This window comes from Nostoc sp. NMS7 (assembly GCF_017115085.1).
Lineage (GTDB): Bacteria > Cyanobacteriota > Cyanobacteriia > Cyanobacteriales > Nostocaceae > Nostoc.
In genome coordinates, this window is the sequence record NZ_JABXKJ010000238.1 from 24,940 (window position 1) to 50,082 (window position 25,143).

Sequence of the window (25,143 nt, forward strand, 5' to 3'; positions counted from 1 at the left end):
TTCGTCGTCCGATGATGATTGGGTTTGAGTCTGATGAAATTCGGCGGATGGTGACAATGGATAACCTCACCGCAGTAGAGTGATAGCAATTTATGAGCAGAGCAGTATCTAAACTAACCTCTTCCACATAAAAGCAGAACTTACGCAAACAATAGCCAAAAGCGTGATTTTCTTCTTAGCGGCAATTCATGAATTGCCGCTACAGCGTGTACTTTTGCGTAAGTCCTAAAAAGTTGTATATTTAATTGTGTAGACCGTTCACAGTTAATAGTCGTTCTGAAATTATTTAAATTTTTAGTTGTAGAAACAAAAGAACGAACTCATGGCAAATTCAGTTTTCAACTTATCTAACCTCAACGGCACTAACGGCTTCGTCATCAACGGTATCAATGCATATGAGTTTTCAGGTAGTTCTGTAAGCAGTGCCGGAGACATCAACGGCGACGGCATCGCTGACCTGATTATCGGGGCAGATAATGCCTCCCCCAACGGTGACTCCTCAGGGCAGAGCTACGTGGTGTTTGGCAGCAAGTCCGGTTTTGGTGCCCAAGTCAACCTATCCACGCTCAACGGTACTAATGGCTTTGTCATCAACGGCATCAAAGCAAATGACCATTCAGGCTTCTCTGTCAGCAGTGCGGGAGACATCAACGGTGACGGCATTGACGACCTGATTATCGGGACAGATATTGAGGGCTCCGACGGCGAGCTTTCACAGCAGGGCTACGTGGTGTTTGGCAGTAAGTCCGGTTTTGGTGCCCAATTCAACCTCTCCACCCTCAACGGCACTAACGGCTTTGCCATCAACAGCATCAAAGCAGGCGACTTCTCAATGAACTCTGTCAGCAGTGCAGGAGACATCAACGGCGACGGCATCGCTGACCTGATTATCGGGGCAGAGATAGAGGGCTCCTTCGGCGAGCTTTCAGAGCAGGGCTACGTGGTGTTTGGCAGTAAGTCCGGTTTTGGTGCCCAATTCAACCTCTCCACCCTCAACGGCACTAACGGCTTTGCCATCAACAGCATCAAAGCAGGCGACTTCTCAATGAACTCTGTCAGCAGTGCAGGAGACATCAACGGCGACGGCATCGCTGACCTGATTATCGGGGCAGAGATAGAGGGCTCCTTCGGCGAGCTTTCAGAGCAGGGCTACGTGGTGTTTGGCAGTAAGTCCGGTTTTGGTGCCCAATTCAACGTCTCTACCCTCAACGGCACTAACGGCTTTGCCATCAACACCATCAGTAGTAATGAATATAACTTATTAGGCTTCTCTGTCAGCAGTGCGGGAGACATCAACAGCGACGGCATCGCTGACCTCATTATCGGGGCATATAGTGCCTCCCCCAACGGCGATAGATCAGGGCAGAGCTATGTGGTGTTTGGCAGCAAGGGGGGTTTTGATGCCAGCGTCAACGTCTCCACCCTCAACGGCACTAACGGCTTTGCCATCAACGGCATCAAGGCAGATGACGGCTCAGGCATCTCTGTCAGCAGTGCGGGAGACATCAACGGCGACGGCATCGCTGACCTGATTATCGGGGCACCAAATGCCTCCCCCAACGGTGACTTCTCAGGGCAGAGCTACGTGGTGTTTGGCAGCAAGTCCGGTTTTGGTGCCCAACTCAACCTCTCCACCCTCAACGGCACTAACGGCTTTGCCATCAACGGCATCAATGCAAAAGACGAATCAGGCACCTCTGTGAGCAGTGCGGGAGACATCAACGGCGACGGTTTTGACGACCTGATTATCGGGGCACCAGATGCCGGCACTTCTTCAGGGCAGAGCTACGTGCTGTTTGGGGGGAAGAATGTAGCTAGTGGCAGCACAATTATTAACCTGACGGGAACTGCTGGTATAGATACTCTTGTAGGCACAATTGGCAACAACATCATCGACGGCAAAGCTGGTAACGACAAGCTCACTGGTAACGGTGGTCAAGATAAATTTGTGATTCGCCCTGGCGATGGCATCGACACCATCACCGACTTTGTCGGCGTCGGCATTGGCACAAAACCTTCACCGTCGGTAATTGCCGAGGTGGATACCTTGGATTTTACAGGTTCGGGATTGACTGCTAAAAATCTGCAATTAACTCAAAATGGCAAGAATCTAGAAGTCACTTTTGAAGATACAAGCAACACCAAAGTCATCCTGCAAAACTTTCAACTAGAAAACTTGGATAATTTACCCGCATCGTATAGCAGACCACCTATCGGCAATATCCTGTTTGATGGACAGACCAGCATCGCTGACAGTTTTGATGTCTTCGATGCCAACTCCACTCAAACTAATTTGTTTAACAAGAACACTGTGACTTTCCTCAATGACCTTAACAATAACATCACGAGTTTTTACGACTCCAATGATGTGATTAATGGTCAGGGAGGTGATGACATCATCGACGGCAAGGATGGCAATGATTTGCTGCGGGGTGATACTGGTAATGATACCCTCATCGGTGGTACGGGTAATGATACTCTGGTTGGCGGTGCTGGTAATGACGTACTCACTGGTGGTGCGGGTGCTGACAGATTCCTTTACAACACCAGTGCTGCTTTTAACGGCGCTGCTATTGGTCTAGATACGATTAGTGACTTCAACAGTTCTGAAGCTGATAAGATTGTAGTGGATAAGACTACCTTTAGCGCGATCGCCTCTGTTGCGGGAAATGGTTTTAGTAATGTCAATGATTTTCAAGTCACTAATTTCGGCCAAGCCAGCACAGCGAAAATTGTCTACAACCCGGTGAGTGGGCAATTGTTCTACAACGAAAATGGCAGTGCGCCTGGTTTCGGGAGTGGCGGTTTGTTTGCGACTCTAACTGGTGCGCCAACTCTCACGGCATCAGATTTTATCATCCAAGCGTAATTCATTTGGAACAGCAAACTTTAATACCATTTTACACAAACCCTGATACATCCAGATTTATCGTCGGGGCACTTCAGGCAATAGATTAGGTAATGATAAATGACGATTTATGAAAACACTCAAAAATTCATGATTCATCATCAAGATTTGGAATTTATTTATATTTGACTAGCTTTGTGTAGATTAGTATTGGAGATTATTTGCACATTTGCAATGTGCGGCGATCGCTAGCAGTGATAGAATTTAATCGGTAAAAGTCTTGCAGAGCCACCGAGTAAGCATAACTACTTGATTCGTCTTCACCGACTTTAGGCAATCTACTGCTTGTAGCTACCTGATTCGACTGAGTAGAACTAGCTTCATTTGCTGAACCATTAACCGTCATTGCCAGCTCTCCTGATGGGTTGAGTGTACCCTGAAAACAATTAAACTCTGATTGCGGCATATACAATGCACCCGTTACCTTAGCCTGCTGCTTTTGAAATATGATGTAAGCTTGACCAAGCTGATTTGGTTTTGGGGATTGACCATAGAGATAAACCCCATCTTTTTCAGGAAAATTCGCTTGTTGCAAAACTCCCGCGCCTTTTGTCGCTCCCTGAGAACCTGGAACCAGCGCGGTGATTGTAGTTTGTGTTTTGCCGATCTTATGGCCAAAAAGCTCTCTATCTCCAGAATCCGCATTAAGTTGACTTCTCTGGTCTCGAACTCTTCTTAGCTGCGACAGAAGAGAGGGTTCGGAGCTTTTCTCAATTTGAGGCGATGATAATCGAGAATTTGTAACTGATACTACTTGAGTTTGCTTGCCTATAAAGCCCAAACCGAGAAGTAAGCCTAAGCCCGCGAGGGAAATTCCCCACTGACGGGGAGATAATAATTGATGAAGGTTGTTAAGCACCCTACTTCTCCTGTTAAAAAACTAACTAAGTTCTCTATAACCTACTTAAACTATAACCAAGTCTTAATTGTCAAAGACTCTGTTAACGACTTAATATTACTATTGTCCAAAAAAGAAAACTGTCAAAAAATAAAGTTTTCATTTAACTTACTTCAATAATCTTAGATTACCATCAGTTAGAGTATTTATTGTTCATCCAATAGATTCATCCCATTGGGTGAGGTTAATCACAAATTCAACCTTCTCAATTAACATTGAATTTTTGACATCTTGCATTTGAGATTTTTCTGGTAGGAAAAATACTGATATTTTTTCTCAGATTTGTCTCCGTAGAAGTGCAAGTCGCAGATCCCCGACTTCTCAAAGAAGTCGGGGATCTTGAAGTCGGTGATCTTAAAGCCTAACGCACCCTACCACGAATGACACCATTTTAGCCTTGTCACGCCACTACCTATATTTAAAAAATCAAATATGACTCCTATAGATGTGGTTTAAATACGCGACTTGACAAATTTCTCTAATCGATCCATTCCCTTTTCAATCGTCGCCATATCTGTGGCGTAGGAAAGGCGAATGTTGTCATCAGCACCAAAGGCAATTCCAGGAATGACTGCAACTTGATATTCTTCCAGCAAAGCGTCAGAAAATTCTAGGGATTTTAGACCGGTTTTGCTGATATCAGGGAACAGATAAAAAGCGCCATCTGGTGAGGCGGTACTCAATCCGGGAATGGCGTTGAGTCTTTCTAGCATTACCTGTCGGCGTTTGGCGAAGGCTTGGCGCATTTCTTCGACACAATCTTGAGGACTTTGTAGCGCCGCGATCGCACCATATTGGGCAAAGGTACACACGTTAGATGTACTATGTCCTTGGATGGTACTCGCAGCTTTAATAATTTCCACTGGCCCTGCTAAATAACCAAGTCTCCACCCAGTCATCGAATAAGCCTTGGCAAAACCATTACTAATCAAAGTGCGGTCAAAAATTTCCTTCCCTAGAGAACCGATGCTGATATGTTCTGCACCGTCGTAGAGAATCTTTTCGTAAATCTCATCAGAGACGACAAGGATATCTGTATCAACTATTACCTTCGCCAGTGCTTTGATTTCATCTGGCGTGTAAACCATTCCCGTAGGATTAGATGGGGAGTTGAGGATAAATAACTTCGTCTTAGGCGTGATTGCTTTACGGAGTTGTTCGGGCGTAATTTTATAACCAGTCGTGGCATCTGTGGGTACAATCACCGAAACTCCACCGGCTAAAGTCACCATTTCGGGATAACTTAGCCAGTAGGGAGCAGGGATAATTACCTGATCACCGGGATCGATTAGCGCCACTATTAAGTTGTACAGAGAATGCTTACCGCCATTGCTGACGAGGACATTTTCTGACTTGTAATCAAGACCGTTATCAATTTTAAGCTTATGGGCGATCGCTTCCCTTAACTTTGGTTCTCCGGCTGCTGCACCGTACTTGGTTTTGCCTTCATCCAAAGCCTTTACTGCTGCGGTTTTGATATGCGCTGGAGTATCAAAATCTGGTTCTCCAGCGCTAAAACTACAAACATCTATTCCTTCTGCCTTCAGAGCCTTAGCCTTGGCTGCGATCGCTAAGGTTAATGAAGGTGTTACCTGACTTACTCTTGCTGCCAGCTTCATTCTTACTTTTTTTTGGCAAATCTTTCACTGATCTAAGGATATCCTAGAATCTCTACCAAGATTTGTTCAACCAAATAAATGCCATGACTGACGAATTCTACAATAGAGGATTGGAAAAGGCTAGGCGAAAGGACTACGCTGGAGCAATTGAAGAATTTAACCATGCTTTAGAACTGACACCTTACTTTACTGAAGCTTACTTGCAACGGGGTTTGGCATATTATGACTCAGGGGCAATCGTTAACGCTGTTTCAGATTATACTGAAATCCTCAAGCTTAATCCTGAGAGTGTAGAGGCATATTATTGTCGTGGATTGGCAAGGGTGGCGCTGAAAAATTTACCGGGGGCGCTGGAGGATGTTGACCGTGCTATTCGTCTGAATCTGAATTATGCTGCTGCTTATAATCTGCGGGGGATAGTGCGGCGCAAACAGGGTTATATTCAAGATGCGATCGCTAATTTTAAAAAAGCTGCACAATTATATCTAGAGCAACAGGATAAAGAGAATTGCCGCCTTTGTCTGGAACTAATTAAACAGCTGCAACCCAAAGAATTACCTGTTGTACAGCAATCACATTCCACCAATGCGCCAATTTTATCCACAAATGAATATTTTACGCAATTATTAGAAAAAGCGGAAAAGGGAGATACCCAAGAGGCAGTGGCTGATTTAAACTGGCTATTAAAAGCCGATCCGCAAGATGCCCAAGCTTACTGCTGTCGTGGGGTTGTGCGTTGTAAAATGGGGAATTATCGAGAAGCGATCGCAGATTTTAATCAAGCATTGCGACTAAATTTTCCAGATGCGATTGTCTATCGCAACCGAGGCAAAGCCCGTTCTATATTGGGAGATCATCAAGGTGCGATCGCGGATTTTAACCAAGCACTCCAGATTCAACCTGAAGATGCCTTAGTTTATATTGCCAGAGGTAATGCCTATCGGTCAACGGGCAATTATCTCGGTGCAATTCCAGATTACACCAAAGCGCTGCAAATCAATCCCGATGATGCTCAAGCTTACTACAATCGCGGCATTGCTTATACTTGTTTAGAAGAAATCCAAAACGCCGTGGAAGATTATCAACGGGCGGCGAGTATCTTTTGTGAACAAGAAGACTGGGGAAATTATCAACAAGTCATAAGTAGCCTAGAAAAAATCCATAAATTTAGTCCAGAGACAAAAAAGCAAAAATATAATCTGCTACGTCAGCGACTTTTGCGAATGGTTGGGGGATATTGGGAAATTGCCGAACGATTGATTCAACAGAAGCAGGATTATCATCCTGGGATGTCAGACGAGTGGTATTTGCAAAAAGTTATTGATGATTTAGAACGCGATCGCGGGAGATAAAATATAAATGGTAGTATACACGAAAATTCACCTGTAGAAATGTACGGGTGAAAATGCGATTAATCACTTGCTATTTTCCAATGAACTAAACGCACCGGATATTAAGAAGGTTTCAAAGTTTAGTTAGAATTGCAAGTTTGAAGGCGACGGCGCAATCCAAACATGCTAACTGCTGCCACTGCAAACATTGACAGAGTAACAGATGGTTCAGGAATGCTAGTGCCCATTAGCGCTTTAACATTTGCCTCGCCGATATCAAGAACGACGACAAGATCATTAAAGTCACGGTCGCTTGCGGTTCCGTATACATCCTCAAATCCCAGGATGATGTAGTTGTTATAACTATAAGCGAGTACGTGGTTTAGTCCGTCACCATTCGAGGCAGTTTGAGTACCAAGGATCTTGCTAGCACCAGTTTTCAAAAAGAAGTCGAGTTGAGTACCTGCGGCAATATTACCAACTTTTACTTTATCACCTAACTGTAGTACAGCATCGCCGCCGCTCATCATACACCCAACTCCGCCACAAGAAGCATCCTTAAAAAGCAGCCCAGAATTGCTAGTAGTTGCTGTTGTGGCATTAAAGGCTAACTGGTTTCTAAAACTAGCGCCCTCATTGATGAAGAAAACAGATACGTCGGAGTCGTATTTTAGCTTTAATTTATTAGGGTCTAATTGAAGTTTTGCGCTGTCTAGGACTTTAAAGCCTTCTTTTTGGACAAATTGTTGAAAAGGAGTGTTGTTAAAACCAGTTGCAGATTCATGATATATCGTTGGTTGAGTCCAAGCATTATTCCAAGTAAAATCAGCAGCAGATGCAGTTTCTACTTTGGCAACTAATCCGGTCAAGGTAGCTGTAGCGGCAATCAAGGCAGTCAACAAAGTAGCTTTCATATCAGAATTCATTAAGTAGGGAAAACAATTTAGACAGTAATATTTTTAGCACCCCGTCCGTCTCGCTACTTAAGTTCTAACAGCTATGCTTTGGCAAAGTCAATCTTTATTTTGGCTTTTGTTTGTATATTTAAATAGCTCTTTATTTAAAGTATTTTTACTGAAAAAGGGACTGAATTAATCACCTCATGTACTGTCATTATGATTCAGTGTTTAAATTTAATAGATAATGAGACTTTTATCGAAAATAGACCTCTTGCAAAAGTCCCTAACACCCCACCCCCAGCCCCTCTCCGCCTGCGGGGAGGGGTTCTTTTTTTGATTTATGCAAGAAGTCTAATGTATATTTTTTATTAAAATTAGATGTGTAATGTTGATAGTTAAAGTCCAAAACCTAAAAAAGTTAGGGGTACTCACTAGTATCCCTAACTTTGTAGTACTACTGCTTTGTAACTCTCAAATCATGGGCTGTAATTATACCAATTCTTCAAAAAAGAGTTACAGAAAAGAGAAAATAGAGTCTTACTATTACCTATTAACCGTTACAACACCTAACTGACTACCGCTTCAGCTTTTTCTTCTACTTTTTCCTTCACTAGGACATAAGGCTTTTCTGCACCTTGCGCTAGATATTCTGCAAGCTGACTTTCGATTTGATCGCGCACGATTTGGCGATACTCTAGAAAATGCTCGTTGTGGGCACAAGCGGCAATATAATGCTCAACAACTCCAGGGTTACGCTTGATAATGCTGAACAAATGATGCCAGAACTTCCAACGGGTTTCTCGTTTGATGCCTTGTCGCCAAATTACAGTCAGCAGTGCTTTCACAACTACTAACTCTGGCATTTTTGCTGGCGCTTTCCAACTCGGCAAACCCATCATTAAGAAACAGCGATAGGTACGATCTAAGTACTGCACTGGGTCGTATAAAGTACAGAATGCCTCAATATATTCTCTGGCAAGTTCTTCTAGGGGACGGGTGGGGAGAAAGTTCATCAATGTTGTCTGGTTGATGTTGCCATCTTGATTTTCCCGTAGTCGTCCTTCTCTTTTCAGGCGATGCCAAAGCGCGGTATTTGGTAACGCTTGCAACATCGCAAAGGTTGTAGAGGGAATTGCTGCTTGTTCTGCAAAGCGGACAATGCGATCGCCTGCACCTGCTTTTTCGCCATCAAAGCCGATAATAAACCCAGCCATTGGGCGTAATCCGGCTTTGGTGATGGTTTGCACTGACTCAGTTAGGGAACTGCGAGTATTTTGAAACTTTTTGGTCATTTGCAAACTATCCTCATCCGGCGTTTCGATTCCCAAAAACACCGCCGCGAAACCACACTCAACCATCAACTCCAACATTTCTGCATCTTCTGCTAAGTCAATTGAAGCTTCAGTGTCAAACCGGAAGGGATATTTGTGTTCTGCCATCCAGACTTTTAACTCTTTCAGCAACAATTTCACATTTCGCTTGTTGCCAATAAAGTTATCATCTACCATGAACACACCCCGCCGCCAACCCAATTCATAGAGATAATCTAATTCTGCTAACAGTTGTGCTGGGGTTTTGGTGCGCGGTTTGCGCCCGTAGAGAACAATAATGTCGCAAAATTCGCATTGGAAGGGACACCCACGCGAAAACTGCACTGACATCATGTCATAGGCATTCAATTCTAATAAATCAAAACGGGGTATTGGTGTGCTTGTGACATCAGGTTTTTCTGTGGCGCGGAAAGTGCCAGATGTGTCTCCCCGTTGGATTGCCTCAATAAACATGGGTAGCGTAATTTCCCCTTCATCCAGAATTAGAAAATCTGCGCCCACATTTTCAACTTCATGAGGTACAGAGGTGGGGTAGGGTCCGCCAACTGCGACTAGCTTGCCACGTTTTTTTGCTTCCTGAATTTGGTCGAGTAAATCTTGTTTCTGGACAATCATCGCGGAGAGGATTACGACATCTGCCCATGCCCATTCTGCTTCTGTTGCTGGGCGGATGTTGCGATCGACTAGTTTGAATTCCCATTCTTGGGGCAGAATTGCGGCTACTGTTACTAAACCCAGAGGTGGTAATAAAACTTTGCGATCGACTAACTCTAAGATTTTTTCATAAGACCAAAAGGTTTTGGGAAATATCGGATACACTAACAAGATTCGCATGTAGTATCAATCCTCACACTTTGATTGTTATCCCACTCTAACGAAAATTAAGAGTTATTGACTTTTTATTCGCGTTTACTAAGTTTTGTATAAGGTTGTGGATTTTTTAAACGCAGAGGGACGCAAAGTAAAGCGCAGAGGGACGCAAAGTTTGAGGAGTGGAGTTTCTATAGAATACGTTATTTTGCTGGTAATTTTTTACAACTGTTGTCAAAAGCTACTGATTATATCCAGTTTTTAGTACGTTCAATGCCACTAATTTTTAAAACATCACTCATGGTTGCACAATAATTTGGCAAGCCGAAACTGCTAGGATTAATCGCCTTTTCATAGGTGAAATGCCGATAGTTCATGCAAAACCGATCCCAAGCGGCCATCTGAATGCGGAACAGAACGATAATTAAATTAGCCAATGCTAAAGATATGGGAATGCGAAAGGAAATCTTTTTGCCCAGATAAGCACAAACTTCTTCCACTGCTTGATTAGCTGTTAACTGTGCTTGACCTAAAACAAACCGACGTGATTGATTATTTTCGGGAGGATGATCAATTAAATATCGCACGACAGTGGCAATGTCTCGTCCGTGGATAAAGTGAAAACTGCCATCTGCTTCCAAAAAGCGAATCAAATTAATATATTTTGTAACTTCTGGAATGCCCGATGTGAGGTGAGAATAGGGTTTATTGGCATCACCGCCCACTACTAAAGTCGGAAATAGTGTGGTGATTTTGGGTGCGATCGCTAATTTTTCTTTTTGATGTAAGCACTCATATTTGGAACGGATGTAATCTGTACCAATTTCCCCGGCTTCTTTTAATGGTTGATTGTAGCGATCCAAAACGCTAGCTGTGGAAAAATAAATCACCTGCTGGCAGCGTTCTGGATCTAGCAGTTCGAGCAACTCTATAGTCTTGACGACATTAATATCAAATGTCTCATTACCACCCCAAGCTGTGGCTGTGAGTACCGCCGTATCAATCGTAGATAGTAAATCGGCAAACTGGTGAATATTTTGCATATCACCTTGTAAAACGTTGATGCCTGAACGTGCCTTGGTATCAACTTGCAGTTTACTTGGGTTCCTAACTAGTAGATACAGTTCGTAATCTGTTTCTTTAATTAAGGCTTCTGTTAAATAATGACCTATACAACCACTTGCACCAGTCACTAAAATCCGTTTCTGGCTCATAAATAATTTATCAAACGTTAGCAGTTAAAATTAAAGAGTTAAAAATAAAGTTAAAAGTTCCGAATCAGGAGTTATTAATAAAGTTAGGAGTTAGAAGTGAGAAGTTAAAAATAACTCTGCACCTCACAGCTGATAACTTCATAACTCATAACTCCTAACTCTTAACTCATAACCCATAACTCCTAACTCTTAACTCCTGCAAGATTAAGTTCCTTTGCGGTTTCAAAGAAGAAAGCGACATTTTCTTCTGGTGTTTCTGGTAAGACACCATGACCGAGATTGAGAATGTGACCCCAATTACCAGCTTTGCGAACGGTATCGAGAATGCGATCGCGGATAAACTGTTTAGAGCCGAATAGTACGCCTGGATCAAGATTTCCTTGAACTTTGACTTGTTTGCCTAATCTGGCTCGTGCGTCTGCCATATCCACTGCCCAGTCTACACTGACAATATCAGCGCCAGATTGTGCCATTCTTTCTAACACACCCGCACTACCGCTAACTAGCAAAATCAAAGGTGTATCGGGATGGGTTTGTTTGACTTGCTGGAAAACTCTCTGCTGATAGGGGAGAGCAAAGGTATCATAATCTTGAGGACTCAACTGACCCGCCCAAGAATCGAACATTTGCACAACTTGAGCGCCAGAATCGATTTGGTAACGGGCATAGATGGCGATCGCATCTGCTAATTTAGCTAATAATTGATGCAGTATCGTTGGTTCGGAAAATGCCAGATTTTTGATGATGGAGTAGGTTTTAGAACCTTTTCCTTCAACTGCATAAGCTGCTAACGTCCACGGTGCACCCACAAAACCCAACACCGTTGATTTATCGCCTACTTCCGAGCGCAACGTCTGCAAAATTGTTTTGATAAATGGTAGAGATGCTTCTGGTTCTAAAGGACGCAGGCGATCAATTTGTTCAATTGTGCGGAGGGGCGAGTGAATGATTGGCCCTTTACCTTCGGCGATGTCCATGTCAATGCCCAAACCAGGTAATGGGGTGACAATATCAGAAAATAAAATTACTCCATCTGGCTGGAAGGCTCTCCACGGTTGCAAGGAAACTTCAATTGCTACATCTGGAATTTCCGAGCGATCGCGAAATGAAGGATACTTCTCTCTTAAGTCTCGATATGCTTTCATATATCGTCCCGCTTGTCGCATCATCCATACAGGGGGACGATCTACTACTTCACCACGAGCAGCCCGTAAGAGATGAGGAGTCGTTGAAGAAACACCCATTTATTACTTCATCCTAAGTCACAATTTTTATGCCACTGTTTAGCTTATCATTCTGGGATTACGCTTTTTCAGCAAGTTGTCAGCAAAAGCCCTAGTCGCTTCACGGCAAGGGGGAGTCGGAACTCAAAAATGGGATAAAACAAGAATCAAGAAAGAAATTGGAATATAAAAGAATTTCGTTACTCTTGTCTGTTTTCCCTACTCTCCACTCTCCCAAGTTTATATGCAAACTGACTCTAACAGTCCCGATCATGTTGCATCTGCTAATAACGAGCCTAACCCAGGAAAGTTTTTGATTCCGCGATCGCAGCGACAGAGGTTCTTTATTCAGTTTACCTTAATGACTCTTATTGGATGGGTTGTGGGTGGCGTTGCCAGTATCGCCTTAGAGAAAATTATTCTCCTAAGTCTCTCAACTGGCGTTGCTATCCAACCACAAACATGGAGCATTTTGGTCAGAAGTCTGAGTAATGTTGTATTTGCCGTGATTTTCGCAGCTGACCAGAGCCTGATCCTTTACCGATATTTACCGGGTTGGCAGTGGATATTTGCTACTAGTGTAGGTTGGCTGATTGCCAACGGTGTTTCTACAGCTTGGATTAAGTATATTTCAACCATTGTCTCATCATCTCCTAAAGAAACTTTTATTTTGGGATTTTTATCTGCGATCGCATATATAATTTCTGGAATTTGGCTGGGGATTTGCCAATGGCTGGTATTGAGGCGATATACAGCTGGCGTTTGGTGGTGGAATTTTTTACCCTCAATCTCTTTTTTATTAATCACTATTTTGGTTTGGTTGCTTTTTGTTGTCCAAAACTTGATTCCAGAAGCAAACCGTAATTTTATCTTGTATTGGAGTGGACAATTATTTACAGCAATAATTCTGGGAATTGTACCAGCAATTGGCTTGTGTACCTTGAAAATAAATTCACATCGCCGTACATAAATTATGAATTTTTAATATTCCTTGGTCTGCATCGAGAGTTACTTCTACACCCACTGGTAAGGCTGCATTCGGGCTATCATGACCAAAAGGTAGATGAGAGACAACAGGAATCCCCAAATCACCTAAGCGATCGCGCAGAACTTCTTCCACACTAAAGCTAGGTACATTTGGCGGGGCTTGACAGCGAGTGAAACCCCCCAAAGCAATCCCCCGAAGTTTTGCTAAAGAACCACTTAAACGCCATTGTGTCAACATTCTGTCGATGCGGTAAGGTACTTCTGTGACATCCTCAAGTGCCAAAATCACACCATCGAAATTTGGTTGCATTGGTGTACTTAAAAGATGAGTTGCTACTGTGAGATTTCCTGGTAATAAAATGCCAGTAGCAATCCCGCCACCCCAACCATAACCTTTGAGAGGGTTGATATCTCGCCCTTCTACCCAATTGAACAATCGCTCGATTGACCAATCTGGCTCATCGGCGAGAGTTGTCATCACTGGGCCATGAACGCTGGAAATCCCGATGTTATAAAGACTCCACAAAAGGGCGGTGATGTCAGAAAAGCCAATCAACCACTTGGGAAGGTTTGAATTTTGTTGCCAATGCCAATTTTCTAAGATGCGGGTGCTACCAAAACCACCTCTGGCGCAAAGGATACCGCGACAATCTGGATCTTGCCATGCTGCTGCTAGCTGGTTACGGCGTTCCTCATCTGTGCCTGCTAAATATCCCCATTTGTCATCTATCTGCAGACTGATTTCTACTTGATAGCCGTGCGCTCGCCAAATTTCCACACTCCGTGCAAACGGCTCCAGTTCTCGTAAAGCACCACTGGGCGCAATAACTCGTAGCAAGTCACCAGGTTTCAGGGGTGGTGGTAGGATTTTAGATATCATCTAGATTGTAGAGAGTCCCAAATTGAGTCGAGGTTTGCTTGGGCTTGTTTGAGTGCTGTTTCTGGAGAAGCGCCTAACATCGTGGCTTCGATGGCTTTACCTAAACTGTCAGATAAACGACTATAGCCAGGAATGATTGGTCGATAACCTGATATAGACATTTGGTTAATAAAGACTTTCAAGACAGGTTTTTGCTGGATAAATTTCTGGTAAGCCTGACTTTGGGCAGATTTGAGGTTAACTGGTAAAAAACCTGTCCCCATACTCCATTCTGTTTGGAATTCTTCACTCAAGACATACTCTAAAAATTTGAGTGCAGCTTGCTCTCTTGCTGGTGTAGTCTTCATCAAATACATATTTCCAGTAGCTGTCACCGTCGTCAGCTTCAGATTTGCAGGTATAGAGAATGCGTTAAAGTCAACATTGGACTTCATTATATAAGTCCAAGGGCCTGTGATTTGCATCGCAACGCGACCTGCAATAAAAGCGTCTTCTTCATAACCTCGCTCTGGGGAAGAAAGAGTTGCTGAACCATCTTTTAATAGGTCTTGCCAAAATTGTAAGGCTGCGATCGCACCGCGATTGATCAAATTTGGGCGATTATTCGTCACAATCTCCCCGCCAGCGCTCAATAAAAAGGGGAACCAACTAAAGACAGTCCATTCCTCCTTTCCTAAAGGCAGTAATATTCCGTATTGTTCAGGTCGATTGTCGCCATTCCGGTCTATGGTTAATTTTTTAGCAACTTCCCTCAACTCTTCCCAAGTCTGAGGAATTTGGGTAATTCCCGCAGCTTGGAAAAGTTTAGGTCGGTAAAAAATGCCTAGATTGCTCGTATAAAGTGGGATTGACCAAAGATGACCATCTAATTTTAATTCCTCCCATAGGTTCGGGCTAATTTCCGACTTCAAGGGCAATTTGTCTACCCATTCTTCTAAAGGTCGAATTGCCCCTAATTCCATAAACTGACCTGTCAATTGAGGATCGAATGACAGAATATCTGGAGGCGCATTGCCCACAACTGCTGTTAATATTTTTGGTAATTGGGGTTGACCAATGAAGATAGATTCCACCTGAACATCAGGATGAGTCTGATTAAATTTATCTACTAGTTTGTTAAACACATCCCGATTACTAGGGGGATTGATTGATTGCCATAGACTCAGATGAATTACTCCGTCATTCTTCTGGACTGTCCCCTGACAACCAGATAAAAATATACTCAGAATAATTCCCATCAGCAAAAGCCGCCAAGCAGAATTGCTCAACTGGCGAGAAAAATTCAGAATTTGGGATTGCAAAAGGGTAACTTTCATGTCAAGTGTGTGCTTGATTATTAGGCAAAACGTGAAAACTCCACCCAGACGTAGACGACGGTCAAAATTAGCTCCACAAAAACTATACAGGATTTTATTCACTCAGTTTTTTGCCATCTTGCAAAAAAGGTTGTAAAATCTTAGGTTTGTTTTATGTCAATACTCGTAAATTTGCGAAGGTATTGTGTTTAATAATTCTCTTTCTCCCTGAATTGTTAAAAATACTAATTAGACAGTCTGGGCTTGCCAGTTAAAAATTCAGAGTCTTTACGAGTAAGTTCCTGTATCGAATCAGATTGCGATAAATTCATATTTATCATGTATAATTTCTCGCAAGTGCAAATAGAATACTAAATAGTTAGGGGTTTGGATATTGATGAAGCAAATAAAATGGCTATTTTAGAAATTTTATATTTACTTCTGCATCCTCAGAGGATGCTAGTTAATTCTGAAGATTTATATATAAACAGTAAAATCGAACTAAGAAAAATTCAAAAAAACTGGTGAAAATAAGATTATGCAAATACCAGCATATAAATTATTGTTTATTTCTACTCCTGTTGGTGCGATAGGTACAGGCATTGGAGGCGGTGTCGAACTGACACTATTTAACATTACCCAAGAGATGACGCGACGGGGACATAAGGTTGAAATTGTCGCACCGCAGGGGTCTGTTATGCAGCAATTTACTGTGAAAGAAATTGCTGGAAAATTACAGACACCAGCACAAAATCAGACCCGTAATAGCCCAATTACTATGCTAAAAAATTCTGTTTTAGCGAATATGTGGGATTATGCTCGCCAAGTCCAAGCAGATTATGATTTGATTGTGAATTTTGCTTATGATTGGTTGCCACTATATTTAACACCATTTTTTAACTGTGCGATCGCCCATTTTATCAGTATGGGTTCTTTGACAGATGCAATGGATCAGATTATTGAAAGTGTGGCAATTGAGTTTCCAAATACTATTGGTGTTTACACTCAATCACAGGCGGCCACCTTTTCATGTGCAGAACAATGTTACTGTCTGCTAAATGGTTTGGATTTATCTATTTATCAATTTTGTCCCAAACCAACTCAAAGCTTGGCCTGGGTAGGTAGGATAGCTCCTGAAAAAGGACTAGAAGATGCAGTAGCAGCAGCCGAAATCACCGGTATTACACTGAAAATATTCGGGTTAAAACAGGATGTATCTTACTGGGAAAAGATTTGTCAACAATACCCTGATGCTCCCATAGAATATGTCGGATTTTTACCAACAGTTGAGCTACAAAAAGAGTTAGGTAAATGTCGAGCAGTTTTAGTAACTCCTCGTTGGATAGAAGCATTTGGAAATGTCGCAATAGAAGCGCTTGCTTGTGGAGTGCCTTTAATTGCTTATCGTCGGGGTGGTTTAACAGAAATTGTTCAAGAAGGTAAAACTGGTTTTTTGGTGGAACCTGATAGTGTCCAAGGTTTAGTGGAAGCAATTAAGCATTTGGATGAAATTGATCGTCAAGCTTGTCGGCAGCAAGCAGAAACTTTATACTCTTTAGAAGCTATGGGCGATCGCACCGAAGCGTGGTTTCAAAAAATTTTGAGAAACTGATAGAGTACTGATCTCTTTAACTTAGGGACTTCCAATAAATAAATTATCCAATCTTGTGGGGTGGGCGACACGAGAGCCTTTGGCTATGAGCGGGCAAGATGCCCACCCCACAAGAAGTAGTTGAGTATTTTTTTATTTGTCAGTCCCTTAGATAAACTGAAAAGAAACATTTGCAGTCAAAGGCTCTGGTAGTGGTTTCCCTTGTGCTTGGTAATCTTCAATCAAAAGTTCCAGCACTTCCTCACCATTATTGAGAGCATCCGCGTAGGTATTTCCATGAGTGTGTGCATACGGGTCAAACTCAGGTAGGCTGACAATGTACTTTTTATCTTCCATCGACCACTGAATTACAATACTATATTGTGGTTTCATTCCTGTTCAGTGCTAGCTTTCTGCGGCAAAAGATAAATACCCCCAGAGATTAAAGTCAGGGCAACAGAAATCCAAAAGGCAATCAAAGATGGGATTTGCCACACTTCAGTCAGAGGTGCAATCAAAAGTGCGATCGCAACTATTTGACTAACAGTTTTGAGTTTACCCCAAATATTCGCCCCGGTAATTGTCGTTTGATTTACTCGCCAACCTGCGATCGCTAATTCTCGCGCTAAAATCAAAAACACTCCCCAAGCCGGCACTTTTCCTAGTTCAATAAAAACCAGCAACGGCGCAAGTACCAACAATTTATCGACTAAAGGATCAAGAAATTTACCCAAGTCAGTAATTTGGTTGAGTTTCCGCGCCAAATAGCCGTCTAACCAATCAGTCAATGCCGCAATCAGAAAAATCGTTAAACATATCCACTTAGCTTGAGGTGTGGGATTATATAAACCGTAAAGCAGAAATGGTATCCCTAATAAGCGAGAGAAAGTAATCCAGTTGGGTATGCTCATAGGGAATTCAAAAATCAAAGTTAACAAGTGTAAAGCAACAAGCAGCCAAGCAAATATGCAAAATATATGCAGATTAGTGTATCTGAGTGTGCCTGCGTGGGAAAATCTGTTTTCTGTAGCTCTCTTAAAATAATACTATGACTGAACAAACAGACTCCCAATTCCGTATCGAACGCGATTCGATGGGCGATCGCCAAATTTCTAGTAGCTTTTATTACGGCATTCAAACGCTGCGGGCAATCGAAAACTTCCCAATTAGCGGCATAAAGCCTCTAAATACTTACGTAGACGCTTGTCTAATAATTAAAAAAGCGACAGCAATTGTGAATGGTGAACTAAATTGCATTCCTCAAGATATTAGTCAGGCGATTATCCAAGCAACTGATGAAATATTGGCTGGGAAATTCCGCGATCAATTTGTCGTGGATGTTTATCAGGCGGGTGCAGGAACATCCCACCACATGAATGTCAACGAAGTTCTGGCAAATCGCGCCTTAGAAATTCTTGGTGAAGAAAAGGGCAATTACAAACGTGTTAGTCCCAATGATCACGTTAATTATGGGCAGTCTACCAATGATGTGATTCCTACGGCAATTCGCATTGGTGGTTTATTGGCATTATCCCAGACATTACACCCAGCAATAGATAGTGCGATCGCGTCTTTAGAAAACAAAGCTGGAGAATTTCAAGATATCGTTAAATCTGGCAGAACCCATTTACAAGACGCAGTACCCGTGCGTTTGGGTGAGAATTTTCAGGCTTGGGCGCAAATCCTTACAGAACATCAAAACCGGATTTACACCGCCTCTGGGGATTTGATGGTGCTGGGTTTGGGAGGTAGTGCAGCCGGAACAGGGTTAAATACTCATCCTCTATATCGCGCCCGTGTGGTAGAAATTCTCTCAGAATTGATTGACACTCCTTTAGAACCTGCACCCCATCTCATGGCAGCCATGCAAAGTATGGCAGCATTTGTAAATGTTTCTGGTGCCTTACGCAACTTAGCGCAGGATTTAGTTAAAATATCTCACGATTTACGGCTGATGGATTCGGGGCCAAAAACAGGTTTGAAAGAAATTCAACTGCCTCCAGTGCAACCCGGTTCCTCGATTATGCCAGGGAAATATAACCCAGTCATGGCAGAGATGACATCAATGGTATGTTTTCAGGTAATGGGTTATGACAGTGCGATCGCATTAGCCGCACAAGCCGGACAATTAGAATTAAATGTGATGATGCCGCTAATTGCCTATAACTTGATTCACAGTATCGAAATTCTGGGAAATACCATTGCCGCACTCACCGAACGCTGCATCCAGGGAATTACAGCTAACCGCGAACGTTGTTTAGCTTATGCCGAAGGCAGTTTAGCTTTAGTAACCGCACTAAATACCCACATCGGTTATTTAAACGCCGCAGCTGTCGCCAAAGAATCTTTAGAAACAGGTAAATCCCTGCGCCAAATTGTTTTAGAACGAGGATTTATGAGTGAAACAGACTTAGCCACAGTCTTAAATCTAGAACAAATGAGTGGTATCTTACCGCTCAGAACAGAATAATCGGTTATGGGGCACTTGTACTGAGCGAAGCCGAAGTATTGGGCATTGGGCATTGGGCATTGCTTGTCCCCCCTACTCCAAACTCCTGTACAGACGCGATTAATCGCGTCTCTCCAAACTCCTAACTCCAAACTCCTAACTCCCCTATCTATCCATGCAAACTCAAAAACCATCTGTTAGTCTCATTCGGGCTACATCCTACGAACGAGAGGCTTTACGAGAATCCTTAGCCACTCTCCTGGAACCTTTTGGAGGAATGGCAGCGTTTGTGAAAAAAGGCGATCGCGTTTTACTCAAACCGAATCTACTTACAGGGACGCGTCCTGGTAAAGAGTGTATCACCCGTGCCGAACTAGTTTACGAAGTTGCCCAGATGGTAATTGAGGTTGGCGGTAAGCCATTTTTAGGCGATAGTCCGGCTTTTGGCAGTGCCAAGGGCGTAGCAATGGCAAACGGCTATCTGCCTATTTTAGAAGAACTCAATCTTCCCATTATTGATTTTCACGGTCAGCGTTACCAAACCGTTAGTGATAATTTTAACCATCTGCGACTGTCAAAAGAAGCAATGGAAGCAGACGTAGTGATTAATTTACCTAAAGTGAAATCACATATGCAGTTGACATTAACATTGGGCGTAAAAAACTTGTTTGGTTGCGTCCCCGGCAAAATGAAAGCTTGGTGGCATATGGAAGCTGGAAAAGACGCCAATAGATTTGGTGAAATGTTAGTAGAAACTGCCAGAGCAATTAACCCTAATTTAACCATATTAGATGGCATAATTGGTCATGAAGGTAATGGCCCCAGCAACGGCGAACCTCGCCAACTAGGGATTTTAGCAGCCGCATCAGATATATTTGCTTTAGATCGGGCAATGGTAGAAATCCTCAATGTTCCTCCTGAACAAGTGCCTACAGTTGCAGCTTCCCAAAGACTAGGAGTTTGTCCAGAACTTGCTGAGATCGAGTTTCCGCATTTAAATCCTGACTTATTAAAAATAGAAGATTGGCGGCTACCAGACAAGTTGATGCCGATCGATTTTGGTATGCCCCGCGTAATTAAGTCTACGTTTAAGCATCTTTACACCCGATTTATCAAGGAACCAATGAGTGTTTACCGAAGAGAGTAAGAAGTCGGGAGAAATCAATTCAAAATTCAAGGTTCTTCAGTACTTGTTATGCTAAGTACATCTGTCAATAAGCTTAAAATCCTTGCTGGGCAATAATAACAGCCGTTAATCTTAGCATTTGAGATAAGATTTCTGAAATTGAAGCTATAACTCCCTGTAAGGCTTGATTTTCAAGGCAAGTGACGGATTTTATTTAACAGTCCAGCATAATATGTACTGAAGAACCAAATTCAAACAGGAGTGTCAATCTACCTATATATAGATTGACAAAATTTCTGTGATATTACCTAAACTGGAAGATTGAAATTCTGAAATATTTCTTTAGTGATATCACTGAATCCATGCTGCACAAGACAGTTGAGGTATCTGTATTTATGCGGTAGTTATGAGTGGTTATAAAAATCAATCCTACCAGTTTTTTTTGTGCCAAATATTTTTAAGTATAACTACTGTAGAAAAATCAAAAATACTGAATATCTATCAGTGCTTTTGCTAATTTGTGTTCTGTATCACAAATTAGCAATTTCAGTAAAATGACCTTCTCAAAGGCGTTGCAGGATGTTATAATTATAAAGTATCAAAGAAATACATTTTGCTAATTAATCTTTAATCAGCGAAAAAATGTAATTTCTGATGCTGTTAAACTTGGCTTTGCGTATGCGAACCATTACACCATACAGAGAAACATCTCAAAATATTAATCACAAAATAAAACATGATTTGTTGACTTGTAACTTTGTATTAACAATTCCCTCTATAAAAAGGCTATTATGACAGTTGTAAAACTGGTATAGCTGGTAAAATGCCAGACATTTTATCAGGTAAAGATAGCTAAAATAGTATCAAGACTCTCCATAAGAGAGTAGACCTACACAGTCTTACGAAGAACTTCAATTTTGTATGAATTCAAATAGCCAGTCTGCCAATGCCGACACATATTCCCAACGTTTGGCAGACATTGTGGGAACTGCGATCGCACTGTTAACTCTCACCCTACCTGTATTTGTCATCGCCCACTATTCTTCAAGTAATCTTGAAAATAACCAGCAACCCCTGATCCAAAACCTCCAAGGAAGTAAAGATTGATAAAGCTTTCCAGTAGCATTTCACCAACAGGAAAGCCACAAAAAATCAGAAAACTGATTTTGAGACAACCTCTGGAGATTTGGATGTAGTCCATCAAGAATAAGCTGAATCTGTATTGTGGGGTTACAGCTAGATTTCAGTTTTATTCACACAAGAGGGGCAGAAATGCCTCCAACAGCAATCAAAATCCGAGGATATCCATAATACCCTCTTATAAAAAGCGTTGCGAGGAAACTTGGCAACGCTTTTTCGCTTTTTTGGCTAATTCAAGGGGCTGAGGAGAAATAAATTCAATAATTCATGCATTCAAGAACTCCTGCCTACTGCCTCCTTTTTCCCAATGGTGTGGAATGAATACCTTGGGAAGAGATCCATATTGCACTAAAATTCTACACGGGGAGCGAAACTGACTGAGTGCCCCTATAATTCACTGTTATCAGAGGAGTTTTTTGTGGATTTATCTCGTATTCCTGCCCAACCGAAACCAGGCATAATCAACGTTTTGATCGAAATTACAGGCGGAAGTAAAAATAAATACGAATACGACAAGCAACTAGAAGCTTTTGCTCTAGACCGAGTACTTTATTCCTCGGTACAATATCCCTATGACTACGGCTTTGTACCTAATACTTTGGCTGACGATGGCGATCCCCTAGATGGTATGGTGATAATTGACGAGCCAACCTTTCCAGGCTGTGTGATTGCTGCACGACCGATAGGCTTTTTGGAGATGATTGACGGTGGCGATCGCGATGAAAAAATCCTTTGTGTTCCTGACAAAGATCCGCGCTACACTCAAGTAAAATCACTCAAAGACTTAGCACCACACCGTTTAGATGAAATTGCCGAATTTTTCCGTAGTTATAAAAATTTGGAAAAAAAGGTGACTGAAATTCTCGGTTGGCAAGATGTAGACAAGGTTGCAGCTTTAGTAGAAAAATCCGTCAAAGCTTATAGAGGATAATAGGAGAGTTAAGAGTAGAGACGCGATTAATCGCGTCTCTACAGGAGTTAAGAGTTAGGAGTTATGAATTTTTATTCCTAACTCCTAACTTTAATAACTTTCGCTTGTTACGGATCGGAAAAACTGCCACTAATCCCCAACCAAAAATGCAGCGCACTCTCCTTTTGGCAAAAATTCATAACTGCACCCTCACAGGAGCGAATATCAACTACGTGGGTAGTATCAGCATCGATGAAATCCTTTTAGAAAAAGCTGGTATCTTACCTTATGAGCAGGTGCAAGTAGTTAATAGTGCCAACGGTCAGCGCTTTATTACTTATGTGATCGCAGCTCCAGCCCATTCAGGAATCATTGAGTTAAATGGGGGTGCGGCACGTCTGGGCATTATTGGCGATCGCTTGATTATAATGACTTACGGGCAGTTCACTCCAGAAGAGTTAAAAAGTTACTCTCCGACGGTAGTCATTGTGGACGAAAAAAACAGGTTGTTGGAAGTACGACGCTACGATGACCTGCTCAGTAAGGTCTAATTTCAAGGAAAATGTCAAATTTTGAGTTATCGGGTTCCCAAAGCTACATAAGAGAAAAGTCAGCTACCCTGCCAAGTAGTTCAGCAGGTGAATTTCTCGTGCAATTCTGGGGTGTACGGGGTTTGATCCCCACCCCAAGTAGCAACACCAACCGTTATGGTAGTAATACTGCTTGTGTTGAAATGCGTGTAGCTGGGAAACGCTTGATTTTTGATGGCGGCACTGGCTTACGCATACTGGGTAAAACTTGGCAAGAACTGCAACAGCCACTAGAAGCGCATTTATTTTTTACCAACTGCCAAGCAAATCGAATTCAAGGGTTTCCCTTTTTCGCTCCCGCATTTATTGGTGAAAATTGTTTTCACATTTACGGCACAGCTGCCTCAAATGGAGCCTCAATCAAACAATGCCTGTATGATCAGATGCTCCAGCCACACTTTCCTTACCCTTTACAGGTAATGCAGTCGGAATTGCAGTTTTATAATCTGACTCCAGACACTGAGGTAAAGCTAGATGATGTCACCATTACAACTGCATTAATTAATCAAACTCAGAAGTCAGTTGGCTACCGTGTTACTTGGCAAGAGTATAGTGTTGCTTATGTCACGGATTTGCACCAGAATGCAGATCAAGTGGAGCGAGAGCGGATTTTACAATTTATTAAAGGCGTTGACTTGCTGATTGCCAATGCCACTTACAGTCCCCCTACGTCTCACAATCATGACTCGGCTGATTTACTCTGGCAAGTTGCGGTGAATGCAGCTGTGAATGCTGGCGTTCAACGGTTAGCCATTTCTGATCATCACCCAGATGACCATGATGATTTTCTTGAGCAAGTTCAAGTCGATGTTAAATCTGCTTTTCCTCAAGCAATACTAGCTCATGAAGGTCTAGTTTTAACTGTTGGGAAGTGATTTAGACACGATCAAGTTTCTCAGAGCAGTTGATAGTCTAATTCGATCATGAGTACTCTCGAACAAGTGCTGAAAGACGCTTTGCAACTTTCCTCCGAGCAGCATTTCTTGCTGCTCAAGATTCTCCAAAACCGCCACCACGAAAATCGTCGTGCAGAAATAGCGGCGGATGCCCAACAAACCCTAGCTGATTTCCATACAGGGAAGTTTCGGCATCAGTCAGCCCAAGATGTTATTTCAGCATTACGCCAGTCTTTAAACGAACCGGAGAAATGAGACTGCTAGTTTTGACCCCAAAATTCAAACGAGCATTCCGTAAGTTTGTGAAGCGAAATGCTGAACTCCAGCAACGCATTGAAGACACGCTTCAAGAAATTGGAAGCAGACGTATTTGCCCCAGCCTTGGGCACCCACAAACTGAGCGGCAAACTCGACGGTCTTCAGTCCTGCTCTTGCGGCTATGATTGTCGTGTTGTCTTCTCCATTGAACTGGATGCAGAAACGAATAGTGAAGCCATTGTTCTGCTCGACATCGGGACGCATGATGAAGTTTATTAACTGTGTCGTGATATGACTAGGCGGATCTCGTTTTGATAAGCTGTTCCACATTTAACTTGCATAATTAGGGCGGGTAAGACTTTGGCGTAACACTTCGACAAGATCAGTCGCTCAGTCCTTCCCTGCGGGACGCTACGCGTATCTTGCTTCTACGTTCGCGTAGCGTCCCATAGGCAAGTGGTACGACAAGGCTCAGGAACAATCGAACCCTGCTCACCCCACAAGAGTTATCTTTTATTAGGTTATGCAAATTAGATGTTTTATCAGCTTACAACATGTGGTAAGGGCACAGAAAAAGCTCATTGGTGTCAACTTAAGCTAGAAATCGCTTGTTGACTTCCACGCCCGCCCAGAAATAAATTTCTTTGGCTTTTAGCTAAAGTCTACTCAAGTAGACTAAAGATTTTTCAGATTATTTAGTCATCTTGAGATGACTTTCGCTAAAAGCCAAGGAACTTCAGTTCCTTGTGGGACATGGGTTTTACGTTAAGTTGACACGCATGAGCATT

22 protein-coding genes are annotated in these 25,143 nt (G+C 42.5%); 12 read left to right on the forward strand and 10 right to left on the reverse strand.

Annotated elements, in window-relative coordinates:
• The first annotated feature begins 322 nt into the window (after nucleotides 1-322).
• The gene (locus tag HWQ38_RS31725; RefSeq protein WP_292801790.1) at nucleotides 323-2,869 is read left to right on the forward strand and encodes a hypothetical protein; all 2,547 of its coding nucleotides are present in this window, start codon (nucleotides 323-325) and stop codon (nucleotides 2,867-2,869) included.
• Between the two features lie 196 nt (nucleotides 2,870-3,065).
• Here the strand turns inward: HWQ38_RS31725 and HWQ38_RS31730 are convergent, their stop codons facing one another.
• Nucleotides 3,066-3,767, reverse strand: a complete 702-nt coding sequence (locus tag HWQ38_RS31730) for a hypothetical protein (RefSeq protein ID WP_292801792.1) — start codon at nucleotides 3,765-3,767, stop codon at nucleotides 3,066-3,068.
• A gap of 491 nt (nucleotides 3,768-4,258) precedes the next feature.
• Entirely contained in the window at nucleotides 4,259-5,425 is a 1,167-nt protein-coding gene (locus HWQ38_RS31735; protein ID WP_292801793.1) for a pyridoxal phosphate-dependent aminotransferase, read from the reverse strand.
• 83 nt (nucleotides 5,426-5,508) lie between these two features.
• Here HWQ38_RS31735 and HWQ38_RS31740 point away from each other — a divergent pair, with 83 nt between their 5' ends.
• Nucleotides 5,509-6,777 carry a tetratricopeptide repeat protein gene (locus tag HWQ38_RS31740; protein ID WP_292801794.1) on the forward strand — a complete coding sequence of 423 codons (1,269 nt, stop codon included), beginning with the start codon at nucleotides 5,509-5,511 and terminating at the stop codon, nucleotides 6,775-6,777.
• Nucleotides 6,778-6,896: 119 nt separating this feature from the next.
• On the opposite strand, the gene HWQ38_RS31745 is transcribed toward HWQ38_RS31740, so the two are convergent.
• The 4 genes from HWQ38_RS31745 to hemE all read right to left on the reverse strand — a co-directional run bounded on the left by HWQ38_RS31745 (nucleotide 6,897) and on the right by hemE (nucleotide 12,254).
• Nucleotides 6,897-7,670, reverse strand: coding sequence for a DUF4114 domain-containing protein (locus HWQ38_RS31745; RefSeq protein ID WP_292801796.1), 774 nt, complete (start codon nucleotides 7,668-7,670; stop codon nucleotides 6,897-6,899).
• Between the two features lie 551 nt (nucleotides 7,671-8,221).
• Complete coding sequence (locus tag HWQ38_RS31750) at nucleotides 8,222-9,820, reverse strand: B12-binding domain-containing radical SAM protein (protein ID WP_292801798.1); 1,599 nt, start codon at nucleotides 9,818-9,820, stop codon at nucleotides 8,222-8,224.
• Between the two features lie 224 nt (nucleotides 9,821-10,044).
• The gene (locus HWQ38_RS31755; RefSeq protein WP_292801800.1) at nucleotides 10,045-11,010 is read right to left on the reverse strand and encodes an NAD(P)-dependent oxidoreductase; all 966 of its coding nucleotides are present in this window, start codon (nucleotides 11,008-11,010) and stop codon (nucleotides 10,045-10,047) included.
• A 182-nt stretch (nucleotides 11,011-11,192) separates the two neighbouring features.
• Complete coding sequence (gene hemE, locus HWQ38_RS31760) at nucleotides 11,193-12,254, reverse strand: uroporphyrinogen decarboxylase (RefSeq protein ID WP_292801802.1); 1,062 nt, start codon at nucleotides 12,252-12,254, stop codon at nucleotides 11,193-11,195.
• Nucleotides 12,255-12,477: 223 nt separating this feature from the next.
• Here hemE and HWQ38_RS31765 point away from each other — a divergent pair, with 223 nt between their 5' ends.
• Entirely contained in the window at nucleotides 12,478-13,203 is a 726-nt protein-coding gene (locus HWQ38_RS31765; protein WP_292801804.1) for a hypothetical protein, read from the forward strand.
• Here the strand turns inward: HWQ38_RS31765 and HWQ38_RS31770 are convergent.
• Both HWQ38_RS31770 and HWQ38_RS31775 read right to left on the reverse strand, forming a co-directional pair.
• Nucleotides 13,186-14,100 (reverse strand): LD-carboxypeptidase, encoded by a 915-nt coding sequence (locus HWQ38_RS31770; RefSeq protein WP_292801806.1) that lies wholly within the window; start codon nucleotides 14,098-14,100, stop codon nucleotides 13,186-13,188. The two genes, HWQ38_RS31765 and HWQ38_RS31770, sit on opposite strands and share 18 nt — an antisense overlap.
• A complete protein-coding gene (locus HWQ38_RS31775; protein ID WP_292801808.1) occupies nucleotides 14,097-15,416 on the reverse strand; it encodes an ABC transporter substrate-binding protein in 1,320 nt (439 codons plus the stop codon). Before HWQ38_RS31775 ends, HWQ38_RS31770 begins: the two co-directional genes overlap by 4 nt.
• 517 nt (nucleotides 15,417-15,933) lie before the next feature.
• On the opposite strand from HWQ38_RS31775, the gene HWQ38_RS31780 reads away from it, so the two are divergent.
• On the forward strand, nucleotides 15,934-17,007 hold the full coding sequence (locus HWQ38_RS31780) for a glycosyltransferase family 4 protein (RefSeq protein ID WP_292801810.1): 1,074 nt from the start codon (nucleotides 15,934-15,936) through the stop codon (nucleotides 17,005-17,007).
• A 147-nt stretch (nucleotides 17,008-17,154) separates the two neighbouring features.
• Here the strand turns inward: HWQ38_RS31780 and HWQ38_RS31785 are convergent, their stop codons facing one another.
• Nucleotides 17,155-17,379 carry a type II toxin-antitoxin system HicB family antitoxin gene (locus tag HWQ38_RS31785; RefSeq protein ID WP_292801812.1) on the reverse strand — a complete coding sequence of 75 codons (225 nt, stop codon included), beginning with the start codon at nucleotides 17,377-17,379 and terminating at the stop codon, nucleotides 17,155-17,157.
• Nucleotides 17,376-17,897, reverse strand: coding sequence for a CDP-diacylglycerol--glycerol-3-phosphate 3-phosphatidyltransferase (pgsA, locus tag HWQ38_RS31790; protein WP_292801814.1), 522 nt, complete (start codon nucleotides 17,895-17,897; stop codon nucleotides 17,376-17,378). Before pgsA ends, HWQ38_RS31785 begins: the two co-directional genes overlap by 4 nt.
• Nucleotides 17,898-18,034: 137 nt before the next feature.
• Here pgsA and HWQ38_RS31795 point away from each other — a divergent pair, with 137 nt between their 5' ends.
• From HWQ38_RS31795 to HWQ38_RS31830, 8 genes are all read left to right on the forward strand, one after another.
• Nucleotides 18,035-19,456, forward strand: a complete 1,422-nt coding sequence (locus tag HWQ38_RS31795) for an aspartate ammonia-lyase (protein ID WP_292801816.1) — start codon at nucleotides 18,035-18,037, stop codon at nucleotides 19,454-19,456.
• A 154-nt stretch (nucleotides 19,457-19,610) separates the two neighbouring features.
• Entirely contained in the window at nucleotides 19,611-20,582 is a 972-nt protein-coding gene (locus HWQ38_RS31800) for a DUF362 domain-containing protein (RefSeq protein ID WP_292801818.1), read from the forward strand.
• A gap of 900 nt (nucleotides 20,583-21,482) precedes the next feature.
• Nucleotides 21,483-21,668, forward strand: a complete 186-nt coding sequence (locus HWQ38_RS31805) for a hypothetical protein (protein WP_292801820.1) — start codon at nucleotides 21,483-21,485, stop codon at nucleotides 21,666-21,668.
• Nucleotides 21,669-22,119: 451 nt separating this feature from the next.
• On the forward strand, nucleotides 22,120-22,632 hold the full coding sequence (locus tag HWQ38_RS31810; protein WP_292801822.1) for an inorganic diphosphatase: 513 nt from the start codon (nucleotides 22,120-22,122) through the stop codon (nucleotides 22,630-22,632).
• 146 nt (nucleotides 22,633-22,778) lie between these two features.
• The gene (gene panD / locus HWQ38_RS31815) at nucleotides 22,779-23,162 is read left to right on the forward strand and encodes an aspartate 1-decarboxylase (protein ID WP_292801824.1); all 384 of its coding nucleotides are present in this window, start codon (nucleotides 22,779-22,781) and stop codon (nucleotides 23,160-23,162) included.
• 11 nt (nucleotides 23,163-23,173) lie between these two features.
• Nucleotides 23,174-24,076 (forward strand): MBL fold metallo-hydrolase, encoded by a 903-nt coding sequence (locus HWQ38_RS31820; RefSeq protein WP_292801826.1) that lies wholly within the window; start codon nucleotides 23,174-23,176, stop codon nucleotides 24,074-24,076.
• 48 nt (nucleotides 24,077-24,124) lie between these two features.
• On the forward strand, nucleotides 24,125-24,352 hold the full coding sequence (locus tag HWQ38_RS31825) for a hypothetical protein (RefSeq protein ID WP_292801828.1): 228 nt from the start codon (nucleotides 24,125-24,127) through the stop codon (nucleotides 24,350-24,352).
• 57 nt (nucleotides 24,353-24,409) lie between these two features.
• Nucleotides 24,410-24,634, forward strand: a complete 225-nt coding sequence (locus HWQ38_RS31830) for a type II toxin-antitoxin system mRNA interferase toxin, RelE/StbE family (protein ID WP_292801830.1) — start codon at nucleotides 24,410-24,412, stop codon at nucleotides 24,632-24,634.
• Nucleotides 24,635-25,143: the final 509 nt, after the last annotated feature.